The organism is Microbispora bryophytorum, from assembly GCF_006874465.1.
Classification (GTDB): domain Bacteria; phylum Actinomycetota; class Actinomycetes; order Streptosporangiales; family Streptosporangiaceae; genus Microbispora; species Microbispora bryophytorum.
Genome location: NZ_VIRL01000001.1, coordinates 508,041 through 531,465, shown reverse-complemented (window position 1 = coordinate 531,465; position 23,425 = coordinate 508,041). Strand labels below are relative to the sequence as shown.

The 23,425-nt window shown below is 73.3% G+C and carries 20 protein-coding genes and 1 pseudogene; 13 read left to right on the top strand and 8 right to left on the bottom strand.

Annotation, left to right across the window (positions count from 1 at the left end; translation table 11 throughout):
- Positions 1-21: 21 nt before the first annotated feature.
- Positions 22-1,887 (bottom strand): S9 family peptidase, encoded by a 1,866-nt coding sequence (locus tag FLX07_RS02545; RefSeq protein ID WP_142567766.1) that lies wholly within the window; start codon positions 1,885-1,887, stop codon positions 22-24.
- A gap of 109 nt (positions 1,888-1,996) precedes the next feature.
- Entirely contained in the window at positions 1,997-4,720 is a 2,724-nt protein-coding gene (locus FLX07_RS02540; RefSeq protein WP_142567765.1) for a helix-turn-helix transcriptional regulator, read from the bottom strand.
- A gap of 137 nt (positions 4,721-4,857) precedes the next feature.
- Between FLX07_RS02540 and FLX07_RS02535 the strand changes: the two genes are divergently transcribed.
- Complete coding sequence (locus FLX07_RS02535; RefSeq protein ID WP_142567764.1) at positions 4,858-5,586, top strand: ABC transporter ATP-binding protein; 729 nt, start codon at positions 4,858-4,860, stop codon at positions 5,584-5,586.
- Entirely contained in the window at positions 5,580-8,042 is a 2,463-nt protein-coding gene (locus FLX07_RS02530; protein ID WP_142567763.1) for an ABC transporter permease, read from the top strand. Before FLX07_RS02535 ends, FLX07_RS02530 begins: the two co-directional genes overlap by 7 nt.
- Positions 8,043-8,098: 56 nt before the next feature.
- Here FLX07_RS02530 and FLX07_RS02525 read toward each other — a convergent pair whose 3' ends face one another.
- Positions 8,099-8,914 carry a putative RNA methyltransferase gene (locus FLX07_RS02525; protein WP_142567762.1) on the bottom strand — a complete coding sequence of 272 codons (816 nt, stop codon included), beginning with the start codon at positions 8,912-8,914 and terminating at the stop codon, positions 8,099-8,101.
- 116 nt (positions 8,915-9,030) lie between these two features.
- Here FLX07_RS02525 and FLX07_RS36255 point away from each other — a divergent pair, with 116 nt between their 5' ends.
- The 4 genes from FLX07_RS36255 (at position 9,031) to FLX07_RS02510 (ending at position 11,787) form a co-directional block, all read left to right on the top strand.
- The gene (locus tag FLX07_RS36255) at positions 9,031-9,174 is read left to right on the top strand and encodes a hypothetical protein (RefSeq protein WP_167748086.1); all 144 of its coding nucleotides are present in this window, start codon (positions 9,031-9,033) and stop codon (positions 9,172-9,174) included.
- Positions 9,175-9,283: 109 nt separating this feature from the next.
- Complete coding sequence (locus FLX07_RS02520; protein WP_223852895.1) at positions 9,284-9,946, top strand: MBL fold metallo-hydrolase; 663 nt, start codon at positions 9,284-9,286, stop codon at positions 9,944-9,946.
- A gap of 404 nt (positions 9,947-10,350) precedes the next feature.
- Entirely contained in the window at positions 10,351-10,764 is a 414-nt protein-coding gene (locus FLX07_RS02515; RefSeq protein WP_142567760.1) for a universal stress protein, read from the top strand.
- Between the two features lie 42 nt (positions 10,765-10,806).
- Complete coding sequence (locus tag FLX07_RS02510) at positions 10,807-11,787, top strand: GlxA family transcriptional regulator (RefSeq protein ID WP_189104880.1); 981 nt, start codon at positions 10,807-10,809, stop codon at positions 11,785-11,787.
- Positions 11,788-11,876: 89 nt separating this feature from the next.
- Here the strand turns inward: FLX07_RS02510 and FLX07_RS37425 are convergent.
- Positions 11,877-11,930 (bottom strand): annotated as a pseudogene (locus tag FLX07_RS37425) (hypothetical protein); the annotation flags it as partial.
- A 99-nt stretch (positions 11,931-12,029) separates the two neighbouring features.
- Entirely contained in the window at positions 12,030-12,623 is a 594-nt protein-coding gene (locus tag FLX07_RS02500) for a TetR/AcrR family transcriptional regulator (RefSeq protein ID WP_208762039.1), read from the bottom strand.
- A gap of 101 nt (positions 12,624-12,724) precedes the next feature.
- Here FLX07_RS02500 and FLX07_RS02495 point away from each other — a divergent pair, with 101 nt between their 5' ends.
- The 4 genes from FLX07_RS02495 (at position 12,725) to FLX07_RS02480 (ending at position 17,663) form a co-directional block, all read left to right on the top strand.
- Positions 12,725-13,246 (top strand): zinc-binding dehydrogenase, encoded by a 522-nt coding sequence (locus tag FLX07_RS02495; protein ID WP_142567758.1) that lies wholly within the window; start codon positions 12,725-12,727, stop codon positions 13,244-13,246.
- A gap of 109 nt (positions 13,247-13,355) precedes the next feature.
- A complete protein-coding gene (locus tag FLX07_RS38660) occupies positions 13,356-14,843 on the top strand; it encodes an aldo/keto reductase (RefSeq protein ID WP_142567757.1) in 1,488 nt (495 codons plus the stop codon).
- A 73-nt stretch (positions 14,844-14,916) separates the two neighbouring features.
- Positions 14,917-15,141 (top strand): DUF342 domain-containing protein, encoded by a 225-nt coding sequence (locus tag FLX07_RS02485; protein WP_142567756.1) that lies wholly within the window; start codon positions 14,917-14,919, stop codon positions 15,139-15,141.
- Positions 15,142-15,281: 140 nt separating this feature from the next.
- Positions 15,282-17,663 carry an ATP-binding protein gene (locus FLX07_RS02480; protein ID WP_142567755.1) on the top strand — a complete coding sequence of 794 codons (2,382 nt, stop codon included), beginning with the start codon at positions 15,282-15,284 and terminating at the stop codon, positions 17,661-17,663.
- Here FLX07_RS02480 and FLX07_RS02475 read toward each other — a convergent pair.
- Both FLX07_RS02475 and FLX07_RS37420 read right to left on the bottom strand, forming a co-directional pair.
- Entirely contained in the window at positions 17,626-18,180 is a 555-nt protein-coding gene (locus FLX07_RS02475; RefSeq protein ID WP_142567754.1) for an ATP-binding protein, read from the bottom strand. The two genes, FLX07_RS02480 and FLX07_RS02475, sit on opposite strands and share 38 nt — an antisense overlap.
- A 100-nt stretch (positions 18,181-18,280) precedes the next feature.
- The gene (locus FLX07_RS37420; RefSeq protein WP_142567753.1) at positions 18,281-18,472 is read right to left on the bottom strand and encodes a DUF5999 family protein; all 192 of its coding nucleotides are present in this window, start codon (positions 18,470-18,472) and stop codon (positions 18,281-18,283) included.
- Positions 18,473-18,999: 527 nt separating this feature from the next.
- On the opposite strand from FLX07_RS37420, the gene FLX07_RS02465 reads away from it, so the two are divergent.
- Complete coding sequence (locus FLX07_RS02465) at positions 19,000-19,461, top strand: PPOX class F420-dependent oxidoreductase (protein WP_142567752.1); 462 nt, start codon at positions 19,000-19,002, stop codon at positions 19,459-19,461.
- An 82-nt stretch (positions 19,462-19,543) separates the two neighbouring features.
- On the opposite strand, the gene FLX07_RS02460 is transcribed toward FLX07_RS02465, so the two are convergent.
- Positions 19,544-20,206, bottom strand: coding sequence for a GNAT family N-acetyltransferase (locus FLX07_RS02460; RefSeq protein WP_142567751.1), 663 nt, complete (start codon positions 20,204-20,206; stop codon positions 19,544-19,546).
- Positions 20,207-20,348: 142 nt separating this feature from the next.
- Here FLX07_RS02460 and FLX07_RS02455 point away from each other — a divergent pair, with 142 nt between their 5' ends.
- Both FLX07_RS02455 and FLX07_RS02450 read left to right on the top strand, forming a co-directional pair.
- The gene (locus tag FLX07_RS02455) at positions 20,349-21,248 is read left to right on the top strand and encodes a GNAT family N-acetyltransferase (protein WP_142567750.1); all 900 of its coding nucleotides are present in this window, start codon (positions 20,349-20,351) and stop codon (positions 21,246-21,248) included.
- 329 nt (positions 21,249-21,577) lie between these two features.
- Positions 21,578-23,365, top strand: coding sequence for a class I adenylate-forming enzyme family protein (locus FLX07_RS02450; RefSeq protein WP_142567749.1), 1,788 nt, complete (start codon positions 21,578-21,580; stop codon positions 23,363-23,365).
- Positions 23,366-23,425 lie beyond the last annotated feature (60 nt).

Below are 23,425 nucleotides of genomic sequence, written 5' to 3'. Positions count from 1 at the left end.
CCTGCGCCTGCTCGCGGGTCGTCACTGAGCCGAGGGCTGCCCGCGGGCGGACAGGGCGCGGACGGCGAAGTCGATGGACGCGGTCATCTGGTGCACGCGCTCCTCCACTCTCGGCGTGCCCGGTCCGGTGTCGTACCGGTAGACGGACGCCTCCCTGCCGTGGTCGGCCAGGGCCCGCACGTAGTGCTCCACCTGCCGTGCCGGGCAGCGCGGGTCGTTCGCCCCCATGAGGATCAGCAGCGGGGCCTCCACCATGTCGGCGTAGGTGATCGGGGAGGACGCGGCGTACCGTTCGGGCACCTCGGCCGGTGAGCCGCCCAGCAGCGCCCGGTGCGCCGCGCGCAGGCACTCGGCCTCGTCCTCGTACGCCGCCGCGTGGTCGGCGATGGGCACGGCGGCGATGCCCGCCGCCCACGCCTTCGGCTGGGTGCCGAGTGCCAGCAGGGTCAGGTAACCGCCCCACGCCGTGCCGGCGAGCACGAGGCGGTCGGGGTCGGCGATGCCGCGCTCCACCGCCCACTCGCGCACCGCCGTCACGTCGGCCAGCTCGATGTGGCCGACCTCGCCGCGCAGGGCGTCGCGCCAGGCCGAGCCGTAGCCGGACGAGCCGCGGTGGTTCACCCTGATCACCGCGAAACCGCTGTCGACCCACGCGGCGACCTGCGGCCGGAACGAATCGTCGTCCTGGCCGCCCAGGCCGCCGAACCCCGGCAGCACGCTGCGCAGGAGGAACACGGTCGGGTATGGCGCGGCCACCCGCTCCGGCCGGGAGACGAGGGCGTGGATGCGCCCGCCGGGGCCCTCCACGTCGATGTCCTCAAGCGGCACGGACGGCGGCGGTGTACGCCCGGGGCTGAAGACCACGTGGCCGTTGCTCGACTTGACGACCGGCGGGTGGGCGGCGCTGGACCAGGCGTATTCGACGGTGCCGTCGGGGCGCGGCGCGGCCGCCTCGATCACCCCGTGCGGGCTCTCGATCGGGGTGAGGCCGCCCCCGGCGAGGTCGTAGCGGAGCAGCTCCGTGCGTCCCCGCTGGTTGTGGATGATGAGCAGCGCCCGGCCGTCGTCGTACCAGTCCGCGGAGATCTCGCCGCGCATAGGCAGCCAGATCTCCCGCTGCTCGCCGGTCACCGGGTCCCAGACGAGCGGTTCGCGGCGGCCCCGGCGCTCGTGCAGGAGGAGCAGGCGCCGGTCGCCGGGGACGGGGGCGAACCTGCCGCCGGTCAGGCCCCTGCCCGGTCCGTCGTCCAGCTCGGCGACCGTCGCGCCGTTCGCCCTGATGACCCGTATGGCCGGGTGCAGGACGTCGCCGTGCTCGCTGTGGTGAACGGCGATGAGCGATCCGTCGAGCGACATGTCCGCGACCGCGGCGTACTCGTGGTGGCGATACAGCGTGACCGGCTCGTTCCCGGGCCTGGCCAGCAGGATCTCGAAGCCGTCCCGGGAGGAGCGGCCGACGGCCGCGGCGCCGTCCGAGGAGAGCGCGAGCCCGCAGGGGTGGCCGGGCGGCATGGCCAGGGGCACGTCCGGGCCGCCGTGGAACGGCTGGCGCGACCACACGCCGTGCCCGTCGTCGTGCCCGTCATCGTGCTCACCGTCGTGCCCGTCGCCGTCCGTGCCGCGTTGGGTGTCGCCGTGAGTGTCGCCGTGGGCGTCGCCGAACCACCAGATCCACTGGCCGGTGGGGTCGATCGCGCCGTACCGGGTGCCGCGGGGGCGATCGGTGACCTGGCGGGTCTGGCCGCTCGCCCGGTCCCAGGCATAGATCTCCCAGAAGCCGGAGGCGTTGCCCCGGTAGACGGCACGCTGCGGCGCCTGGCGTGCCCACGTGGGCAGGGTCACCCGCGGTGCCCGGAACCTGGCCTGCCAGCGTTCCTCGGCCTTCATGCCGGCCCTCCCCTGCGTTCCTACGGGGTCGGGTTCAGTATGTCTCGCCACTCGCGACAATGCCTCACAAATGGGCGATGTCGGGCCGTGAGTTCGGGCGGCGGACCGGTCAGGACAGGTCCAGGCCGGCGAGCTGGGCGCGGCTGGCCACGTTGAGCTTCGGAAACGCCCGATAGAGGTGGTAGCTGACGGTCTTCGGGCTGAGGAACAACTGCGCGCCGATCTCCCGGTTGGTCAGGCCCTTGGCGGCCAGCCGCACGATCTGCAGTTCCTGCGGGGACAGCGCGGACAGTACTTCAGCAGGCGCGGCCGGGGAGCTGGTGTCGCCGGTGGCGCGCAGCTCGGTGCGGGCGCGCTCGGCCCATGGGCGGGCGCCCAGCCGCTCGAAGGTCTCCCACGCGGCCCGCAGGTGCGGCCGGGCGCTGCCCTTGTCGCGCTCCCTGCGCAGGCGCTCCCCGAAGGCGAGCCTGGTGCGGGCCGCCTCCCAGGGACGGCCGCTGCCGGCGTGGAGCCGTACGGCGGCGCCGAAGTCCTCGTGCGCCCGCTCCCAGTCGGTTTCGAGCAGGGCGCGGCAGCGGTGCAGGACGGCCAGCGCCCAGTCCTGTCCCGAGGCCGTCGCCCACTCCTCGAACCGGCGCAGCGGCTCACGCGCGGGCAGCCCGAGCCGTACGGCCGCCTCGATCTGGTCGGGGGCGAAGTAGACGGCCTGGATCTGGTGGCGCACCGGGCCGGTCATGGCGGTGTCGAGCCGGTCGAGAGCCTCGGCGAACCGGCCCTGACCCAGGTCGAGCAGGGCCAGCGCCCACTCGGCCCACGCCAGGCCGTTGACGATGTGGTTGGCGTCGAAGCGGTCGCGCGAGCGGGCCGCGAGCTCGGCGCATCGGTCCGCCTCTCCCCGCACGGCCGCCAGCCACGCCCGCGTGCCCTCCAGGTAGCCCGCCCGGTTGCGCTGCCCCGTGCCGGAGGTGAGCCGCAGACCCTCGGTCGCGGTGGCCTCGGCGTCCCGGAACCTGCCCAGATACAGCTCGGCGGCGGCGAGCGTGACGTGGACCAGGGGGAGTTTGCCGATGTCACCGGTGGCCCGGCACTCCGCGGCCATGGCGGCGGAGATGTCGTGTCCCGTCCTGAAGTCACCGACGAGCGGGGCGACGAAGGCCGCGTTGATCCGGAACGTGTGCGCGCCGGAGGCGATCCCGCCGCCCCTGGCGACCATGCCGCGCATGATGGGGAGCCCCTCCGCCGGCCCCCGCTGCAGCAGCGCCGCCGCGCCGGTCACCGCCTGGACGGCGGGATCGAGGCCGTCCTCCGGACGCAGGCCGAGCCTGTGGAGGTGTTCGGCCGCCTCGGCGACCCTGGCCGGGTCGCTGAGCTGCCAGGCGTTGCGCGCGGCGTCGATCAGCATGAGTCCGGCCGCGATCAGGTCCTGCCGCGCCTGCCCGCCGGGGCCCTCCGCGCTCGTGAGCGCAGTCAGCTCCTCCGCGCCCGCCAAGAGCAGATCGTGGGCCAGGTGGGGGGCGCCCTCGTCGAACGCGATCCTGGCGCGCAGGTCGCACAGCCGCGCGCGGGAACGGGGGTCGTCCACCAGCGCGGCGGCGTCCTCGACCAACTCCCTGGCTCGGCGGGCCTGGCCCGCGTCGGCGGCGGCGACGGCGGCCTCGGTCAGCCGCCCCGCCTTGAGCGCGTGGTCCTCGGTGAGCTCGGCGGCCCGTTCGAGCGCTGCGCAGGCCCCGGCGTTGCCGTCGCGTTCCCGGGCGCGCCGTGCGGCCTGCTCCAGCGCCCGCGCCGCCGTCTCGTCGGGGCCGGTGGCGGCGGCGGCCAGGTGCCAGGCCCGCCGGTCCGGCTGATGATCGAGCAGCCGCGCCAGGATCGCGTGGATCTCCAGCCGCAGATCGTAGGTGCCGTGCCGAAACGCCGCCGCGCGCATGAGGGGGTGGGTGAAGGTCACCCGCCCCCCGTCGATCGTGACCAGGCCGGACTTCTCGGCCACGCCCAGCGCGGCGGGCGCGATCCCCAGCTCCCGGCCCGCCCGTACGATCACGTCCGGGTCGCCGCCGTCGGTCAGCGCGGTGACCAGCAGCGCCTTCTGGGCGTCCGGGGGAAGTTCGGCGATGCGGGCCTCGTACGCCTGCTGGATGCGGGCGGGCAGCGGCAGCGGGCTCCGGTCGTAGGCGGGCAGGTCCGTGCGCGGGAGTTCGAGCAGGGCGAGCGGGTTGCCGCAGCTCTCCTCGATGACGCGGTCGCGCGTGCCGGGGGCGAGCCCGGGGGCCGCGTGGGCGAGCAGCGAGGCGGCGCTGCCGGCGTCGATGCCCGACAGCCGGTGCACGGGCAGGCCCGAGGGGTCGAAGCCGTCGCGCGCGGCGAAGATCATGACGATGCCCTCGGCGTGCAGCCGGTGGGCCGCGAACCGCAGCGCCTGCGCCGACTCCTGGTCGAGCCACTGCGCGTCGTCGATCAGGCACAGCAGCGGCCCGCCCTCGGCCAGCTCGGCCAGCAGCGACAGCACGGCCAGGCCCACCAGGAGCCGGTTGGTCACCGGGGCCAGGCCGAAGGCGCCGCGCAGGGCGGCCGCCTGCGGCTCGGGCAACGCGTCCAGCCGGTCGAGCCCATGCCCGAGCAGCAGGTGGAGCGAGGCGAACGGGATCTCCGCCTCGGTCTCGATGCCCACGCCGCGCAGCACGCGCATGTCCTGGGCGCACTCCGCCGCGTATGCCAGCAGCGACGTCTTGCCGATGCCCGGATCGCCCCCGACCACGAGCACGCCGGAGCGTCCGGCACGCGCCCGGTCGAGCAGGCCGTCGATCAGCGCATGATCGGTCGCACGCCCCCACAGCACGCCGGAATCCTAGTGCCCCTGATCGCTCCGCCCGGCCCGGCGTCCCGCGGGGGCGATGCGGCCGGGGGCCCTTCCGGTGACAGCACCGGTCATGTGTCCGATACCCCTCGGACATCGGCATTCCTAGCGTTCTCAGGGTGAACAACACGCAAGCGGTCGATCTCATCGGGGTCACCAAACACTACGCACACGGCGTCACGGCGCTGGACGACGTCACGATCGGCTTCGGCGCCGGCACGTTCACCGCAGTGATGGGGCCCTCGGGGTCGGGCAAGTCGACGCTGCTGCAGTGCGCGGCCGGGCTGGACCGGCCCAGCACGGGCCGGGTGGTCGTGGACGGCCGCGACCTGGCCGCACTCGCCGACCGGAAGCTGACGCTGCTGCGCAGAGACCGGATCGGCTTCGTGTTCCAGTCGTTCAACCTGCTGCCCTCGCTCACCGCGGAGCAGAACGTGGGCCTGCCGCTGCGGCTCGCCGGGCGGCGCCCCGACCGGGAGCTGGTGCGGCAGAGCCTGGGCGCCGTGGGCCTGGCCGAGCGCGCCGGGCACCGGCCCGCCGAGATGTCGGGCGGGGAGCAGCAGCGGGTGGCCATCGCGCGGGCGCTGGTCACCCGCCCCGCCGTGCTCTTCGCCGACGAGCCGACCGGCGCCCTCGACGCCAACACCAGCCGCGACGTGCTGCGCCTGCTGCGCACCCTGGTGGACCGGCAGGCCCAGACCATCGTCATGGTCACCCACGACCCCGTGGCGGCCTCGTACGCCGGCCGGGTCGTGTTCCTGGCCGACGGCCGCGTGTTCGGCGAGCTGCACGAGCCCACCGCAGAACTGGTCGCCACCCGGATGCTGCAGCTGGAGGCGTCGTGCTGAGGATCGCCTGGTCCACACTGCGTACGCGCTGGATCTCTTTCGCGGGCACCTTCGCCGCGCTGGCGCTGGGCGCCGCGTTGATCGCCGCGCTCGGCCAGGTGCTGGCCTCCAGCGTCACGTCGCCGCCACGGGGGCCGCAGCGATACGCCGCCGCGCCCGTCGTGGTCGTGCCCGACGAGAGGCTCACCGTGGACACCTGGCGGGGCGGCAGCAGCGCGCCCCTGGCCGAGCCGCGCGGCCTCGGGGACGACCTGGTCGCCCGCTTCCCCGGCGCGGTGGTGGACCGGATCTTCGCCGCACGACTCTCGGACGGGCCGGCGGCGGTGGGCAGGCCCTGGTCGGCCGCCCGTACGGCTCCGCAGACGCTCGTGGCGGGCCACGCGCCCTCGGGGGACGGCGAGATCGCGATCAGTTCCGGGACCCAGCCCGAGCGGCGGCGCGCGTCCGCCGGGGCGCGGGCACTGGTCGGGACGCGGGTGCCCGTGGTGACCGCGACCGGGATCGAGACGTATCGGGTGGTGGGCGTCACGACGGCGGGGCCGCAGCCCACCGTGTTCTTCGCCGACGCGCGCGCCGCCCGGCTGTCGCCACGCGTGGACGCGCTCGCGCTGTGGCGGCCCGCCGCCGACGTGACGAAGGCGGTGGCAGGGGTGGCGCGCGTGCTGACCGGGCAGGACCGGGCGCTGGCCGATCCGTCCCGCGAGGCCGACGAGCGGGCGCGCAACAACGCCGACACGATCGCCGGCATCGCCGCCGGGTTCGCGGCCTTCATCGCGATCTTCGTGGTCTCGTCCACGTTCGCGTTCGCGGTGGGGCAGCGGCGGCGCGAGTTCGCCCTGCTACGGACCATCGGCGCGACCGCGGGCCAGGTCAGGCGGATGATGTACGGCGAGGCGGCCCTCGTCGCGGTGGCCGCCTCCGCGGTGGGCGCGTTCCTCGGCCCGCTGGCCACCCGGCCGATCCTCGACCGGCTGGCCGCGCTCGGGATGGCGCCGGAGTGGCTGACCCCGTCGCGGTCGTCCGTGCCCGCCTGGGTGGCCTTCGGCACCGGAGTGCTGGTCGCCGTGACCGGCGTGACCGTGGCCGCGCGGCGGGCCGGGCGGGTGCGGCCCGCCGAGGCGCTGCGCGAGGCGGCGGTGGAACCCCGCGCGATGACCTGGGGCCGGTGGATCGCCGGGCTGGGTCTGCTGGGCACGGCGGTGGTCAGCATGGCGGTGAACGCCGTCGGCGATCCGGGGTCGGCCACGAACAACAAGACCTTCATGCCGATCGTCATGCTGCTCATCGCCGCGCTGGGCCTGCTCGCGCCGGTCTTCGTGCGGCCCGTCACCCGCCTGCTCGTCGCGCCGCTGGAGCGGCTGCGCGGCGCCGGCGGCGTCGTGGTCGCGGGCGGGACGGCGGCCTCGGCCAGGCGGACCGCCGCCACGGCAGCGCCCGTCCTGGTCACCGTGGCGCTGGCGGCCTCGCTGCTGGGCGGGGCCGCGATGACCGACGCCGCGAAGTCGGCGCTGCAGACCCGGCCGGTGCGCGCCGACTACCTGGTGCTCCCCGACGGGGACGCCGGACTGGACCGGCAGCTCGTCCAGCGGCTGCGGGCGATCCCCGGCGTGGACGTCGCCACCGAGACCGCGACCAGCGTCTACACCCTCGAAGGCGACACCCAGCTCATCCGCAGGCCCGCCCAGGCCGTCGAGCCGGGCACGCTGTCCACGGCGCTGTCGGTCCCGCTGGCCGCCGGATCGACGGCCGGGCTGCGCGACGACACGATCGTCGTCTCCCGAACCTGGGAGCTGAGCGTGGGGCAGCGGGTGCGCATGTGGCGGGCCGACGGCAGCCCGGTCACGCTGACGGTGACCGGCGTGCTCGGGGACGATTCGCCCGCCGACGCCTACGTCACACCCGCCCACGCCTTCTCCGCCCTGCCCTCCGTCGCGTATGTGACGGCACGTCCCGATGCCGCGGCCCCGGCCGTACGGGCCGCGCTGGAGGATGCCGTACGCGGCCACAACGCCCGCGCGGTGAGCAGGGCCGAGTGGGTGCGGGAGTCCGGCGACCGGCAGGCCTCGGCCAGCCGGCTCGGGCTGCTGGCCGTGCTGGGGATCATGCTCTGCTACACCGTGATCGCGCTGGTCAACACGCTGCTGATGGCGGCCTCCGACCGCGCGGCGGAGTGGGGCGGCCTGCGGCTGCTGGGAGCGACGCGGGCGCAGGTGCTGCGATACGTCGTGGCGGAGGCGCTGGCGGTGGTGGCGGTCGGAGTCGTGCTGGGATTCGCGGCCACGGCGCTCGGCCTGCTGGGGCTGGAGGCGGCCCTGCTGCGCCTGGCCGGGTTGTTCGCCTTCGACGTGCCGTGGCTTCCGGTCGTCTCGGTGATCGCGATCTGCTTCCTGCTGGGGGCGGTCGCGGCGATCACTCCCGCGCTCCGGACCAGGGGTGTGGCGATCCCGCGCCTGTGATCCGCCCTGTGATCCGCGCCGTGTGGTCAGGTCGTCCGGGGGCCGGGCTCGCCTGGTCAGGACAGCGCCGTCCAGCGGGTGATGTGGAAGGACGCGGTCACCGGCATGGGGGCGGGCAGCGCGGCGATCTTCGCGGCCAGGTCCTCGGGCCGCGTGTGCCAGGCGCTCGGGCCCATGCCGACCACCGCCTCGACCTCGTCGTGGCCGAGGGAGAGCGTGATCTCCTCGGTCTCCTCCGCGGTGCGGGCGAACCGGCCGCCCAGCGTGTCGTCCAGGCGGCGGTCCTTGTCCTCGTCCACGCTCAGCAGGCCGAGACGCTCGACGAGCGGGCTCAGGTGGCCGGGGCCGGGCGTGACGACGACCAGGGAGCCGCCGGGCCGCAGCATCCGGGCGAACTCCTCCGCGTTGCGCGGCGCGAAGACGTTGAGCAGCACGTCCACGCGGTCGTCGCCGACGGGGATCGGCCGCCACACGTCCGCCACGACGGCGCCGACGCGGGGATGCGCGCGGGCGGCCCGTTTCAGCGCGTGCTTGGACACGTCGATCGCGATGCCCACCGCGTCGTCGCCGAGCGCCGCGGCCAGGTAATAGCCGGTGCCCGCGCCGGCGTCGGCGACCACGGCGGCGCCCTCGCACATCCGGGCGAGGCGGCGGGCCAGCGGGGCGTAGTGGCCCGCCTCAAGGAAGCGGGCCCGCGCGGCCACCATGGCGGGCGTGTCGGCCGTGCCGGCCGGGCGGGTGAGCATGTTCACATATCCCTGCCGCGCCACGTCGAAGGAGTGGCCGCGCCCACACCTGACCGACCCCTCGGCCAGGTGGATTGCCGTACGGCAGGCCGGGCAGATGAGGTGGTCGACGACGTCGGCGAGCATCCGTCCATCATGCACCCCGTGCGGACTGCGACCCGGCGACAAGCCGGCTGCAGGAGCACGGCAAGCCGGCGGAGGTTCCATGGACGCGCAAGGAGCTTTCGAAGGGGGAGACCACGATGACCCGCACTCGCCGCCGCTGCCCGCGCTGCCGCACCGAACTCGACGAGGGTCCGATCCTCTACCGCTGCGCCCACTGTGAGCGCGCCGTCTACGCGGCCGACGTCGACCTCGACTACACGCCCGTCCCCGCCGCCCGCTGAACCGGGCTTCTTCTGGCACGGGTGCTTCTTCTATCGTGATGCGATGCCGCAAGAGCCGAGAATCGTGGCCGGTGTCGAGATCGTCCCGCTTTGTGATGCCGTGGGTCCCATGAAGGAACCGGTCCGCAAGCCGCTGCCCGAGATGTTCGCCGGTGCGGTGTTCGAGCCCGGCGAGGAGTGGGTGCTGCACTTCCACTGCTTCCTGGTGCGGGCGGCGGGCCGTACGGTGCTGGTGGACGCCGGGATCGGCGGCGCCGGCTCGCCCGCGACCTGGGCGCCCCTGCCCGGCCGCCTCGTCGGGGAACTGGCCGCCGCCGGGACCGATCCGGCAGACGTGGACGTCGTGGTGCTGACCCACCTGCACAGCGACCATGTGGGCGGTGCGGTCGTGGACGGCGCTCCCGCCTTCCCGAACGCCCGCCATCTCGTGCAGCGCGCGGAAGTCGAGTGGGCCGCCGGCCCGGTGCGCGAACTGATCCTCGATCCCCTGCGGGACCTGCTCGACGTCGTCGACGGGGACGCGGAGCCCGTGCCCGGGGTCCGGGTGGTGCACGCGCCCGGCCACACGCCCGGCCACCAGATCGTCGAGGCGGGAGACGTCGTCATGAGCGGCGACGCCCTGCACCACCCCGTCCAGCTGGCCGATCCGGCGATCCGCTACGTGTACGACGAGGACCCCGGCCTCGCCGTACGGACGCGCAGGGACATCCTCGCCCGGGCCGCCGTCCTCGCCCCCTCTCACTTCCCCGACCCCTTCGTGCACATGAAGTGATCGGACGGCCGCTCCGCGCTCGTCTCCTTGCCGGGCTCTCGGCCGTGGGCACACACGGATTTCCCTCATCGCCGATGCCGTCCCCCCTGTCGCGGTGATCCCCTTTCGTCCGGATCTGCTCGTTCTAGATAGTCTTGTCCGGAAAGGGGGGGTCTGTAATGCCCGACGTCGTGGGGCTCCGGGGGACGATCAGCTACGGTGACGCGCTGGCGACCGAGCTGTGCATGCCTCTGGCCTTCGCCACGACCGGCTAGCGCCGGCGAATCCTCTCCCGTGCGCAAGACGAACGACCTCCGCGGACAACCCATGGCCGGATTCGGCGTGCTGCCCGTGCTGCTCATGCCCCCCTGGACCGGCCGCCGCGCTGCTGCCGGCCGTGCCACACCCCACATTTGGAGGAACCGATGTACACCCGAATTCTCGCCGCGATCGACGGCTCCGACCGGGCCGACCGAGTCATCCGGGCCGCCACCGATCTCGCCCGCCTCACCGGCGCCACCGTCCACGTCCTGCACGCCGAGGCGAGCGAGGCCGTGTACGACCAGGTGGTCGCGCTGGAGGACGACGCCACGGCGCACGCGGTGGTCGACCAGGCCCTCACCCGGTTGCGTGAGGCCGGCGTCGAGGCGGACGGAGAGGTGGTCGACGTCCTGCGCGAGGGCGTTCCGGACGCCGTCCTCAACCGAGCCCGCGCGATCAACGCCGATCTCATCGTGCTCGGCCCCCGCCACCATGGCAGGCTCGGCGCTCTGCTGGGCGGCAGCGTCAGCCACGAGGTCGGGCTGCACACGCCCACCTCGCTCCTCCTGGTGCTCTGAGCCGCCCGGCCGGTGAGGAGCAGGGTGGCGCAGACTGGACGCATGGGCGTCCGGGCGGGGGCGGGTCACTGCGTGGTCGTCGTCGTGTACGACGGCGTCCGGTTGCTGGACGTGACCGGCCCGCTCGAGGTGTTCACCGTCGCCAACGAGCACGGAGCGACGTACCTGCTGCGCACCGCCTCACCGGGCGGGCGGGACATCAGGACCAGCGGCGGCGTCCGCCTCGGCGCCGACCTGGCGCTGGAGGACCTGGCCGGGGAGGCGCCCGACGTACTGCTCGTGCCGGGCAGCCCGGACATCTCGGCCACCGAATGCGACCGGGCCCTGCTCGAACAGGTCCGTCGGCTGTCGGAGCGGGCCGGGCGCACGGCATCGGTGTGCGCCGGGGCCTTCGTCCTCGCGGCGGCCGGGATCCTGGACGGCCGCCGGGCGGCCACCCACTGGGATCTGGCAGACCGGCTGGCGCTCACCTACCCCCGCGTGACGGTCGACCCGGACGCCATCTTCGTCCGGGACGGCCGGGTCATCACCTCGGCCGGGGTGACGTCCGGGATCGACCTGGCCCTGGACCTGGTCGAGGAGGACCACGGCACCGCACTGGCCAGAACGGTCGCCAAGCACCTGGTGGTGTTCATGCAGCGGCCGGGCGGCCAGTCGCAGTTCAGCGTGCGGCTGCGTTGCGGGGGCACACGCGGCGAGGCCCTGCGGCCGGTGCTGGACGCGGTGACCGTCGATCCCGCCGCGGACCATGGGCTGAGCGCGATGGCCGCCCGGGCGGGGCTGAGCGTCCGCCAGCTCACGCGCCTGTTCAAGGGGGAGACGGGCATCACCCCTGCCCGGTACGTCGAACTCGTCCGAATCGAGACCGCGCGGGGCCTGCTGGAGGCCGGGGACGATCCGCTCGACGTGGTCGCGCGCCGCGCCGGGTTCGGCTCGCCCGAGACCATGCGGCGGGCGTTCGTCCGCGAGATCGGTGTGCCGCCCGCCGCGTACAGGTCGCGTTTCCGCACCACCCGCGCGTAGGGCGTGCCGGCGCGGGTGGTGCGTGACCGCTTCATCGAGAGCAGCGCGGGCAGCACGGTCAGCGAGCCGACGACGGCCGTGAGCACCACGAGGATCGTGCCCTCGGCGAAGCCCATGAAGATCCCGTTGCCGGTGAGGAACATTCCCGCCATGGCCACGATGACGGTGATGCCGGAGATGAGCACGGCGCGTCCGGACGTGGCCGCCGGGACCAGCACCACCTCGCCGGCGACGGACAGCCCTTAGTGGGGATCGGGACTCGTGGAGACCGGGCCGGGGTCCGGCGGGTCGGCGAGGGCGTGCACGCCTGCGCGAATACGTTCGGTGGCCATGTGCCGGTGCTGACGGAGGTAGTCGATGACGTCGGCGCGGAGTGCGGTGAAGACGGCGTACGCGAGGTAGCCGGCGTCGACGGAGGGCCGGGCGGCACGGATCCGGTCGGTGAGTTCGTCGATCCAGAACTGGCTGGCGGGGTTGGCGTAGTAAGCGTGCGGTGCGTAGTGCTCCAGTGCGCGGATCAGCGTGCGGTTTTCCGCGACGAAGTCGAACAGGGCATCGAGGTAGGCATGGAGTCGTGCACCGGCGTCTCCGCCGGGTCCGAGTGGGGGCGCTCCCGATCGCACGCGGTCCTGCAAGGCGGCGACGCGTGGCGCGATGAGCGCTTCGACCAGTCCCAGCAGGTCGCCGAAGCGGCGCATGACCGTGGCCTTGCCGACGCCGGCGGCCTGGGCGATGCGGGCCAGGCTGACATGCTCGAGGTCCTCTCGCTGGAAAAGCGCTTCCGCGGCGGTCAGTACGGCGGCGCGGTTGTGAGCGGCATCGGCGCGTTCGGTCACGGTCACGCTCCTTGCATAAGTGGACCGTTGGACTTACCGGACCAGCGGACCGGTTCACCTCTCCGGCGTCGTTCGCCGGCTGCGTGGCTCCGGTGAAACGCATGGGCCGGGCCCTGTCACGAGTGGGGCGCCATCTGGGAAAGGAAGGCGACGGGGCGGCCGGTGGCGTGGGAACCGTCGCAGCCCAGCTCGCCCGGCTTCGCGGGCTCACGGTGATCGGCACGGCCGGCCCAGGCAACCACGACTACCTGCGCTCTCTCGGCGCCGTCCCGGTGAGCTACGGCGACGACCTGGCCGACCGAATCCGCGCTGTGGTCGCCGGCGGTGTGGACGCCGCTGTCGACGCCTCGGGGCGTGGTTCCCTCCCCGCTTTGGTGGAGTTGACCGGGGACCCCGATCGGGTCATCACTCTCGCCGACGCGTCGGCACAGTCACTGGGCGTACGGTTCGTCTACGGCGAGCCCGATGACATGCGCGGCATTCTGACCGAAACGATTACGTTGGTGGCGGCAGGCGCGATCACGGTGCCCATCGCCCTCTATCCCTTGACCGACGCGGCCGCCGCTCATCGCGACAGCCAGGCAGGGCATGTCCGCGGCAAGCTCGTCCTGGCGCCCATCTGACGGCTGCGGCCGGGACGAATTCCGAAACGGGTTTCTCCGTCAAGGTGTTGACCTTGAGCCCACTCCAGCTACCAGACTCCTGCCTGTTTCGGGTCGAAGGGAGCACGATATGGAACACGTGAACCTCGCGCTTGGGGCGATGCGCTTCGGCAGCCAGGTGGACAAGCGGGCCGCGTTCGACCTGCTGGACCGCTTCGTCGACGGGGGCGGCACCCTGATCGACACGGCGAACTGCTACGCGTTCTGGTCCGACCCGGACGGCGCCGGGGGGCACAGCGAGAAAGTGATCGGTGAATGGCTGGCCAAGCGTCCCGGTCTCCGCGACCGCGTGCGCCTCAGCACGAAGGCGGGCGCGCAGCCGGTCGGCGGCGGAGAGTGGCCCGCCAACCGGGAGGGGCTGTCGGCCGCCGCGATCAAGACGGCGGCCGAGGACAGCCTCCGCCGCCTGCGCACCGATCACGTCGAGCTGTTCTGGACGCACATGGAGGATCGGTCGGTTTCGCCGGAGGAGACCGGCCACGCGCTGGCGCTGCTCGTCGAGTCGGGAACGGCCGGTCGCCTCGGCGCGTCCAACCACCCCCTCTGGCGGGTGGAGCGCGCCCGCCAGATCGCCCGGGCCAACGGATGGCCGGGGTACACCGCCCTGCAGTTGCGCCACTCCTACCTCAGCCCACGCCCCTGGGCGAAGGTGCCGGACCAGACCCACCGCTTCGGCTGGGTGACGGACGAGGTCCTCGACTACGTCGCCGTACACCCCGAGGTCGCTCTGTGGGCCTACACTCCGCTGCTCAACGGCTCCTACACGCGCGACGACCGCCCCCTGTCCGAGGCGTACGACCACCCGGGGACGAGCCGGCGGCTGGCCGTGCTGACCGACGTGGCGGCCGAGCTCGGCGTGACCCGCAACCAGGTGGTGCTCGCCTGGCTGGCGGGGGGCGTCCCGCCGCTGACGCCGATCGTCGGCGTCAGCAACGCCGCTCAACTGGATGAGGCCCTGGCGGGCGTCGCCCTGACACTCCCGGAGAGCTGCGCGCGCGCCTGGACGCGGTGGCCTGAGCGGCGCCGCCGGCCCCACCGCCTGTCCGGACACGATCTAGGCTCAGGGCATGCGATCGGAGCTGCGATGATCCCGGCGGACGTCTTCTACGCGGGGCTGTTCAAGGTGGCCGCCGCGGCGGCCGGTTTCCTCACCGACTCCTCCGGGCGGGTCCTGCTCGTGAAGCCGGGCTACCGCGACCACTGGGGCTGGCCGGGCGGCCACATCGACGAGGGGGAGTCGCCCGAGGCGGCCTGCGGCCGGGAGCTGGCCGAAGAGCTGGGCCTCTCCCGGCAGGTGGGCCGCCTCCTCGTGTTCCAGTGGGTGCCGCCGCTGGACGACCGGCCGATCCCGCTGGTCCACTTCCTGTTCGACTGCGGCACGGTCGAGGACGGGACCAGCGTGACCCTGCAGGAGGAGGAGCTGGACGACTACGGGTTCTTCACCGCGGAGCAGGCCGCCTCTGTCATGCCGGCCTACCTGCTGGCGCGGCTGACGGCCGCGCAGCGGGCCCGTACGACCGGCGAAACCGTCTATCTCCCTGCCGCGGTCGCCGAATAGTTTCCCGTCCCCGTGGAATGGGGTGGACGAACGCGACATGGCGCGCGTGAGTGACGCAACGGGACGGTGAGGCATGGACGATCCGGAGCTCAAGAAGGAGCTCGACGAGGTGGACACGCAGATCGAGCGCCTGCGCGAGGAGACCAGGCAGATACGCGAGGAGATCGGGCAGAGCTGGGACGCGCCCACGGATATGGCGGAGAGGGCCACCCTGCTGACCAACGTCGAGCAGCAGGAGGCGCTCATCGACGACCTCCAGGTCAGACGCGAGCAGATCCTGCGGCGGATGAAGGGCTGAGCCCCGCCCCGGGCTGCCCGGTCGAGCGAACGCTTCGACGAGTGGGGCAGCGCGCGGCCGGAACCGCGTTTGTACGCTGGTATGTGGCACGACGTGGTGGCGTACCGGACGACGGGGGCGGCGTGGGTGTCATGACCGCTATGCGAACGAGAGCTGTCAGGGGGGAACCGGCCGGGCTGCCCGCGGAGGTGACCAGCTTCGTTGGGCGTCGGCACGAGCTGGCCGAGCTCAAGCGCCTGCTGGGGAGCGCGCACGTGGTCACGGTCATCGGCGTGGGCGGGGTGGGGAAGACCCGCCTCGCACTGCGGGCGGCCGAGGAGGTCCACAGGAGCTTCCCCGGCGGCGTACGGCTGGTCGAGCTGGCCGCGCTCGAAGATCCCGGCTTGCTGGCGCAGGCCGTGGCCGAGGCGTTGACGGTCAACGAGCACTCGACCCGGCCGCCGCTCGACGTGCTGGTCGAACGCCTGCAGGGCAGGCAGAGCCTGATCGTGCTCGACAACTGCGAGCACGTCCTCGCCGAGTGCGCGGTGCTCGTGGACACGCTGGTCCGTGCGCTTCCCGAGCTTCGGGTCCTCGCCACCAGCAGGCAGGCGCTCGGCATCGGCGGTGAGCGGATCGTCGAGCTCGCGCCGCTGCCGATGCCCGGCCCGGACGGCGACTCGGCGGTGCCGCTCGCCGAGTCGGACGCGGTCCGGCTGTTCGCGGAGCGGGCCGCGGCCGTCGTGCCGGGCTTCGAGGTGACCGAGGAGAACGAGGAGGCGGTGGCCGAGATCTGCCGCCGGCTCGACGGCCTGCCCCTCGCGATCGAGATGGCCGCCGTACGGCTGCGCGCCCTGTCGGTGGGGCAGGTGCTGGCGCGGCTGGACGACCGGTTCCGACTGCTCACCGGGGGATCGCGGGCCGCGCTGCCCCGGCAGCGTACGCTGCGGGCGCTGTTCGAGTGGAGCTACGAGCTGTGCACCGGGCAGGAGCGGTTGCTGTGGCAGCGGGTCTCGGTCTTCGTCGGGTGCCTGGACCTGGAGGCGGCCGAGCAGGTGTGCGCGGGCGACGGCATCGCCCGCGAGGACGTGCTCGAACTCGTCGCGGGGCTGGTCGACAAGTCGGTCCTGCTCCGCCGGGAGTCCGAGGGGGCGGTCCGCTACTGCCTGCTCGACACGGTGCGGCGGTTCGGCCGTGAGCTGCTGGCCGCCTCCGGGGAGGAGGCGACGCTGCACCGGCGGCACCGGGACTACTACCGGAAGATCACCTCACGGGCCTGGGCGGAGCTGTTCAGTTCCGCCCAGCAGTCGTGGGTGGAGCGCCTGCAGCGCGACCACGCCAACCTCCGCAAGGCCCTGGACTGGTCGCTGCGCGAGCCGGGAGAGGCCGAGACGGGCCTGGCGATGACCGCGGAACTGCTCTACCACTGGAGCGGCTACCACCTGTCGGAGGGGGCCGGCTGGTTCGACCGGAGCCTGGCCGCCGCGGCGGAACCCGGTGAGGTGCGCGCCCACGCGCTGTGGGCGGGCGCCTGGATCGCCTTGCTCAGGGGCGACTGCGCCACCACACTGGCGCGGCTGGAGGAGGCCACGGCGATCGCCGAGAGGCTCGGGCTGCGGGTGACGCTCGGCTACATCGCCTTTCTGTCCGGCATGGCGGCCGTGTCCGGGGGCGACCTGGAGAACGGCATGCGGCGATACGAGGAGGCGGCGGCCGTCCACCGCGCCCTCGGCAACCCGATCGGGCTCGCGCTGGCGCTCAACCGGCTCGCCCTGGCCAACGCGTTCCTCGGCCGTCCGGGCGTCCGCGATCTCGCCGAGGAGTGCCTGGCCCTGTGCGACCTGTACGGCGAGGGCTGGCACCGGGCGTACGCGCTGCTGGCGGTGGCGATCGACGCCTGGCACCGGGACGACATGCGCGAGGCCTGCGAGATCGACAACGAGAGCCTGCGCCACAACACGGCGGTGGGCGACCAGCTCGGCCTGGGCATGAACCTGGAGGCCCATGCCTGGTTCGCGGCCGGCGAGCAGAAGTACGAGCGGGCGGCCCGGCTGCTCGGCGTCGTACGGACCTGCTGGCTGGCCGTCGGCGCGCGGCTGCCGGAGTTCCGCTACATGGGCCGCTGGCACGACGAGTGTGAGGCGGCCACAAGAGAGGCGCTGGGCGAGCACGCCTTCCAGGCCGAGGTGTCCCGAGGCGCGGCCATGACGCGGGAGGAGGCTCTGGCGTACGCCCTGCTCGAACGGGCGCCCGCCGCGCGCGGGCCCGCGCCGTTCGAGGGCCGGATCGCACCGCTGACGCGCAGGGAGACGGAGATCGCGCACCTTGTCGCCGAGGGACTGAGCAACAAGGACATCGCCGGCAGGCTGGTCATCTCCCAGCGCACCGCGGAGGGTCACATCGAGCACATTCTCGACAAGCTCGGGTTCAAGTCGCGCGCCCAGGTCGCCGCCTGGGTGAAGGAACGGCTGAGCGAGCGCGCGGACGGATCGGCGAGCGGGCCGGTCAGTGCGAGGCGTAGGCCGGCAGCTCGAACCACATGATCTTGCCCTGGCGGGTGCGCTCCGCGCCCCAGCAGCAGGCCAGCGAGGCCAGCAGCCGCAGTCCACGCCCGTGCTCGTGCTCGTCGGAGGCGGGCTGCCGGGTCATCGCGGGCATCTCGCCGTCGCTGTCCTCCACCTCGCAGCGCAGCAGTCCTTCGACGGCCGACAGCCGTACGACGAGGTCGCCGCAGCAGGTGTGGCACAGCACGTTCGTGACCAGCTCGCTCACGAGCAACTGCGTCACGTCGGACAGGTTCTCCATGGCCCAGGCGGTCAGGCGCTCGCCGACCAGTCGCCGGGCCTGCCCGGCGGAGGTGGCGTCGGCGGGCAGCCGCCAGGTGGCCGCCTCGACGTCGGGGTCGTCCACAAGCTGGATCGCGAGGTCGCCGACCCGCTGCCGCAGCCTCTCCCAGCGCTGCCGGACCGCGGAGTGCCAGCGCTGCGAGGCGGTGAGCGCCTCGTCGGCCTGGGCGGACGACGGTGATTCGTCCCGGACGGGACAGTAGAGCAAAGTCATGACTTCTCCTCGCCCTCGGCTCGGAGTTCGGTCGAGCCGGGGGCACGCGATTCGGCACATCGCCAGACGCTGTGTCGCCTGATTCGCTCGATACGCTCACTCATGCGGCACACCCCAGAGACGCGCGCGCCGGGATACTGCGGCCATCCGGCATGAGCTCACCGCTGTCGTCGAAGAGCACCACGCCGTTGCAAAGCAGTCCCCATCCCTGCTCAGGATGGAAGGCGATCAGACAGGCCGCGTCGCGGTCGGGTGCGTCCGCTGACGGGCACTTGGGGTGGTGCTGGCACATGATCGGTCCCCCTGGCTCTCATGCACTCTTAAAGACGTTTTCAGACTGCCTTCTCCTACCTTGGGGTGATGAGGGGGAAAACACCCGTATCGATACCTGTTCGAGGCATACGTACGTATTGGGTGCTGGCAGGGTCGACGGCAGGTAAAGTCCTGCGGGACCCTCACTCGTTGAGGGAGATCATGCGTCCTCGGCCGATCAACCGGTGCCCTGGGAGCCGTACGGCGTCCGGGGCCGACGCCGGGCGCCGTCGCGGGGCCGGGACGTTCCCGGCCTTGCCCGAGGTCGTCGGCGAGCGGGGCGAGGACGGGCGCGGTGCGTGCCTCGACGACCTGTTCGAGCTCGGTCATGCGGCTTCTGCTCGACGGCGTCACCTGCCCGGTGGAGCGGAGCCGTGCCTCCGGTGGTGATTAAAGTGGCCGCATGAGTGAGCGCAGCGAGCGAATCAACAGGTACGGCGTCCGGCGAGGTGCCGGATCCCGTGCCTGCGGCACGACCGAACTCCGGACCGCAGGCGAGGAGCGAGCATGAGTCCCAGGATCGCGACCGCGGAGACCGTCTCCCGTGAGCAGTTGCTCGATTTCGTCCGTGATCGCCACCGGGCGATCCTGATCACCACGAGACGCGACGGCGGCCCCCAGGCGTCCCCGGTGACGTGCGGCGTCGACGCCGAGGGCCGCATCGTCGTGTCGACGTACCCCGAACGTGCCAAGAGCCGCAACGCCCGCCGCGATCCGCGCGCGAGCGTGGTCGTGCTGTCGGACGATTTCGACGGGCCGTGGGTGCAGGTGGACGGCACCGCCGAGGTGCTCGACCTGCCGGAGGCCCTGGAGCCGCTGGTCGAGTACTACCGCTCGATCTCCGGCGAGCACCCCGACTGGGAGGAGTACCGCGCGGCCATGGTCCGCCAGGGCAAGTCGCTGGTGCGGATCACCCCGGCGTCCTGGGGGCCGGTGGCCACGGGCGGGTTCCCGGCCCGCCTGGTCTGAGGCGACGCGGCCGCGCGGAAGCCGGACCGGCAGGTCCGGCCGTCGGGCCGGCCGTGCAGGGCCGCGGACACGACCTGGACGCTCAAGGGGCTCCCCCTGGATCGGTGATTCCCTCCGAGGCTCCGAACAGGGGGAGGCAGGGTTCGAGGCCGTGGATCTCGAACCCGTCGGGGGTGGTCCACTCGTCGCGCGACAGCCGCAGCCGCTGCTGCAGGGCGGCCTCGCCTCTGCGCTTCTCCACGGCGAATCCGTCCTCCCGGTAGCCGAGCCGCCTGGAGACCGCCAGCGACTTCGTGTTGTCCAGGAAGGCGGACGACGTCGCACACCGTGCGCCGAGCCCGGCGAAGGCGAGGTGCAGGACGGCGGCGCGCATCTCGGTGCCGATGCCTCTGCCCTGGAAGCGCCGCCCGAGCCAGGAACCGGTGTCGACCTCACGGGTGACCGCGAAGTCGCGGGCCCGCATCTCCTGTACGCCGGCCACCTGGCCCTCCCATATCGTCACGAACGAGCACGCCCAGTGGTCGGGCGACCAGGTTCCCCACTGCCGGAAGTGGATCTGGACGGTCGAGCGGGCGCGTTCGTGCGGCGGGGCGTCCGTCCACGGCTCGCCGAACGGCATCTCGCCGGGATCGTGGACGCCCTCGGCCGCCCGGTCGGCGAGCGCGTCCAGGTCGTCCAGGCCGGGCAGGCGAAGCTCCAGCCGGGGGGTCGTCAATCGCAGTGCCAGGAGCGGCCAGTGTCGCATGGCACGATCCTGACAAGACGGGCCGCCCGCCGGACAGTGGTTTTCCCGGAGAAAACGAGTGTCCGTCGTGTCGGGGCGCGGCTAGCCTCGGAGGCCGCCACGAGCGCCGGGGCCGCGAACCGGCGCGGACAAGGAAGAACGCATGCCCGACCCGCTCACCACGCCGGCCGCCGAGCTCCCCGTACGACGACTCGGCCCCGAGGACCTGGATCGATGCCTGGCCCTGAGCGAGGACAGGGCCTGGGGCCGGGAGGAGCGCAAGTGGCTGTTCCTCCTGGAGAACGCCGAGGTCTACGCGATCGAGGCCCCGTCGGGAGAGCTGGCGGGCACGGTCACGCTGACCCGGTACGGCACGACCGCGGCGGGCATCGGCATGATGCTCGTCGCCACCCGGTACGGCGGACGCGGCCTGGGCCGCAGGCTGATGACGCACGTGCTCGACACGGCCGGTGACGCGACCGTCTTCCTCTGGGCCACCGAGCTCGGCCGTCCGCTGTACGAGAAGCTGGGGTTCGAGACGCTGGGCGTGACGGAGGCGCGGGTGGGGCGGCTGCGCCCCGGGGACGACCCCGTCCTGACGAGGCCGGCCGATCTCGGCTCCGATCTCGACGCGGATCCCGGCTTTGATCCCGGCTCCGATCTCGACGCCCTGCTCGCGCTCGACGCGGAGGTCTTCGGCGCCGACCGGGCCGCGCTGCTGGCGCGGCTGTTCGCCTTCGCCGAGCAGGTCAGGGTCGTCGAGGACGAGACGGGGCCGACCGGCTACGCCGTGTCGTGGCGGGCCATGAACAACATGCTGTTCATCGGGCCGGTGGTCGCCGGCGACGAGGCGGCCGCCCGCGCGCTCGTCACGGACCTCGCGCGCGACGCCGACGGCCTGGTGCGGATCGAGGTCGAGCGCACGCGGCCGGGCCTGCTGGACTGGCTCGGAGAGCGGGGCGTGTCACAGGCGTTCTCGACGTCCTTCATGGTCCACGGAGGCAGGCCGCTCCCCGGAGACCGGACCCGCTTGTACGCCCCGATGATGCTCGCGATGGGCTGAACCCCCGATCACGGGACTCCTGGCTCTCGGGCGTCCCCGCTCACGGTGACTCCCGGCCCGCCGGGTCCTGGCTGGTGGGGGTTTCGGCTCGCGGGGTTTGGCTCGCGGGGTCCTGGGTGGCGGGGGTCCTGGCTCACCGGGACTCCCGGCCCGCCGGGCCCTGACTGGCGCTGCTCGCGGGGTCCTGGCTCATGGGATCGCTTCGATCCGGCTCTGATCCGGCTCTGATCTGTGCCGTCTACCGTCGCGACGTGGGACACCGGCGCCCGCGCAGCAGCCGGCCGTGTCGTCGCTGCGGGCGGGTGCCTCGCGAGACGAAGGAGCCGGACATGCGCGATCCCGTCACCCACGCCACGCACCACGAACGCACCGAGCCCAGCACCGAGCCCAGTACGGAGCCCAGCACGGAGCCCTGCACGGAGCCCTGCACCGAGCCCTGCACCGAGCCCTGCACAGAGCCCGGGTCCTACGCGGCGCCCCGCACCGGGTCCTGCGCCGAGCCCTGCGCCGGGCCCTGCGCCGGGCCATCGGAGCCCGACGGGCCGTCCGGGCACGCCGCCGACGCGTTCCCGCACGTGCTGCTGGAGGCGCTGCGAGGCTCTCCCGGCACCCCCGCCTTCGAACAGGGCGCGAGGATCGTCTCCCGGGGCGAGGTGCTGGACCTCATCGGGCGCATCGCCGTCGCCATGCGCGATGCGGGGCTCGGGCCCGGCAAGGGCGTCGCCGTCCGCACCGGCCTGTCGCCGGAGGCGTTCGCCGCCCAGATGGCCGCCCATGTGCTGGGCTGCCGCGTGGTGAGCGTGAAGCCCGGGTACACGCCCGGTCAGCTCGCCGATGTGCTCGGCGTGGGAGTCGACGCCGTGGTCCTCGACCGGTCGACGGCGACACCGGACCTGCTCCATGCCGCCGGGGCCGCCGGGTCCGCCGGGTCCGCCAAGTCCGCCGGGTCCGCCACGGTGCTGTCACTGGGGCCCGCCCCCGGGGTGGCCGGTGCGGCCGACCTCCTGGCCCATCCCGGCGACGGTCGCTTCCCCGCCGTGACGGCGCGACCGGACGACACGGCCCTGCTGACCTTCACCAGCGGCAGCACGGGCCGGCCGAAGGGCTGCGCGCTCACCTACCGGGCCCTGGCGGCGCACTGGTCCGCCCTTCGCGGCTGGTCGTCGGCAGCGCCCGGCTTCGGCGAGTCCTTCCACCGCTACATGCTCTTCGGCACCCTGTCCAGCCTGGTGGTGCTGGAGTTCCTGGCGCCGTGCCTGCTCGGCGGCGGCACCGCGGTGATCCCCGACGAGGACGGCCGGCCGCTGTTCCCGTACGCGATCGAGCGGCACCGGATCACCGGCGCGATCGTGACCGTGCCCCGGCTGTGCCAGATGCTCGACCTGCTCCGCGAGGAGCCGGTCGACCTCGGCAGCCTGCGCGCACTGACGGTCTCCGGGTCGCCCCTCAGCCCGCATCGGCTGCTGGAGGCGCTGGACCGGCTGGGCCCCGTCGTCCACGTCGTGTACGGCGCGACCGAGGCCGGAGCCATCTCCATGCTCACCCCGGAGGAGGGCCACGACGCGCCCGGCTCGGTCGGCCGCCCGCACCCCGGCGTGGAGATCAGCGTGCGCGACGAGGAGGGCCGCCCGGTCGCCCCGGGACGCATCGGCGAGATCCACGTGCGCGGCCCCTACCTGATGGCGGGCTACTGGAATCAGCCGGAGGAGACCCGCGACGTGCTGCGGGACGGCTGGCTGCGCACCCGCGATCTCGGTCACCTCGACGAGACCGGCCTGCTGCACCTGGCCGGCCGGACCAGGGACGTGATCATGGTGAACGCGATCGTCGTCTACGCCGGTCCCGTCGAGCGGGCGCTGGCCGGCCATCCCGGCGTGGCCGAGGCGTACGTGACCGGCGCGCCGGACGAGCGGACCGGGGAGGCCGTCCACGCGTTCGTCGTCCCGGCTCCGGGCGCCACCCTGGACCACGCCGCCCTGGCGGAGCTCGTGCGCGCCGAGCTCGGCGCGGACAGCGTCCCCCGGACGATCACGACCGTGTCCTCCGTGCCGGTCGCGCCGAGTGGCAAACCCGACAAGCGCGCGCTGGTGGAGCGGCATCTGCCGTCGGCGCTCTGATCCATCTCTGAGAATCGCCCGCCAACACTGGTGAAACTTCAACCACCCCAGTGAGGGAGG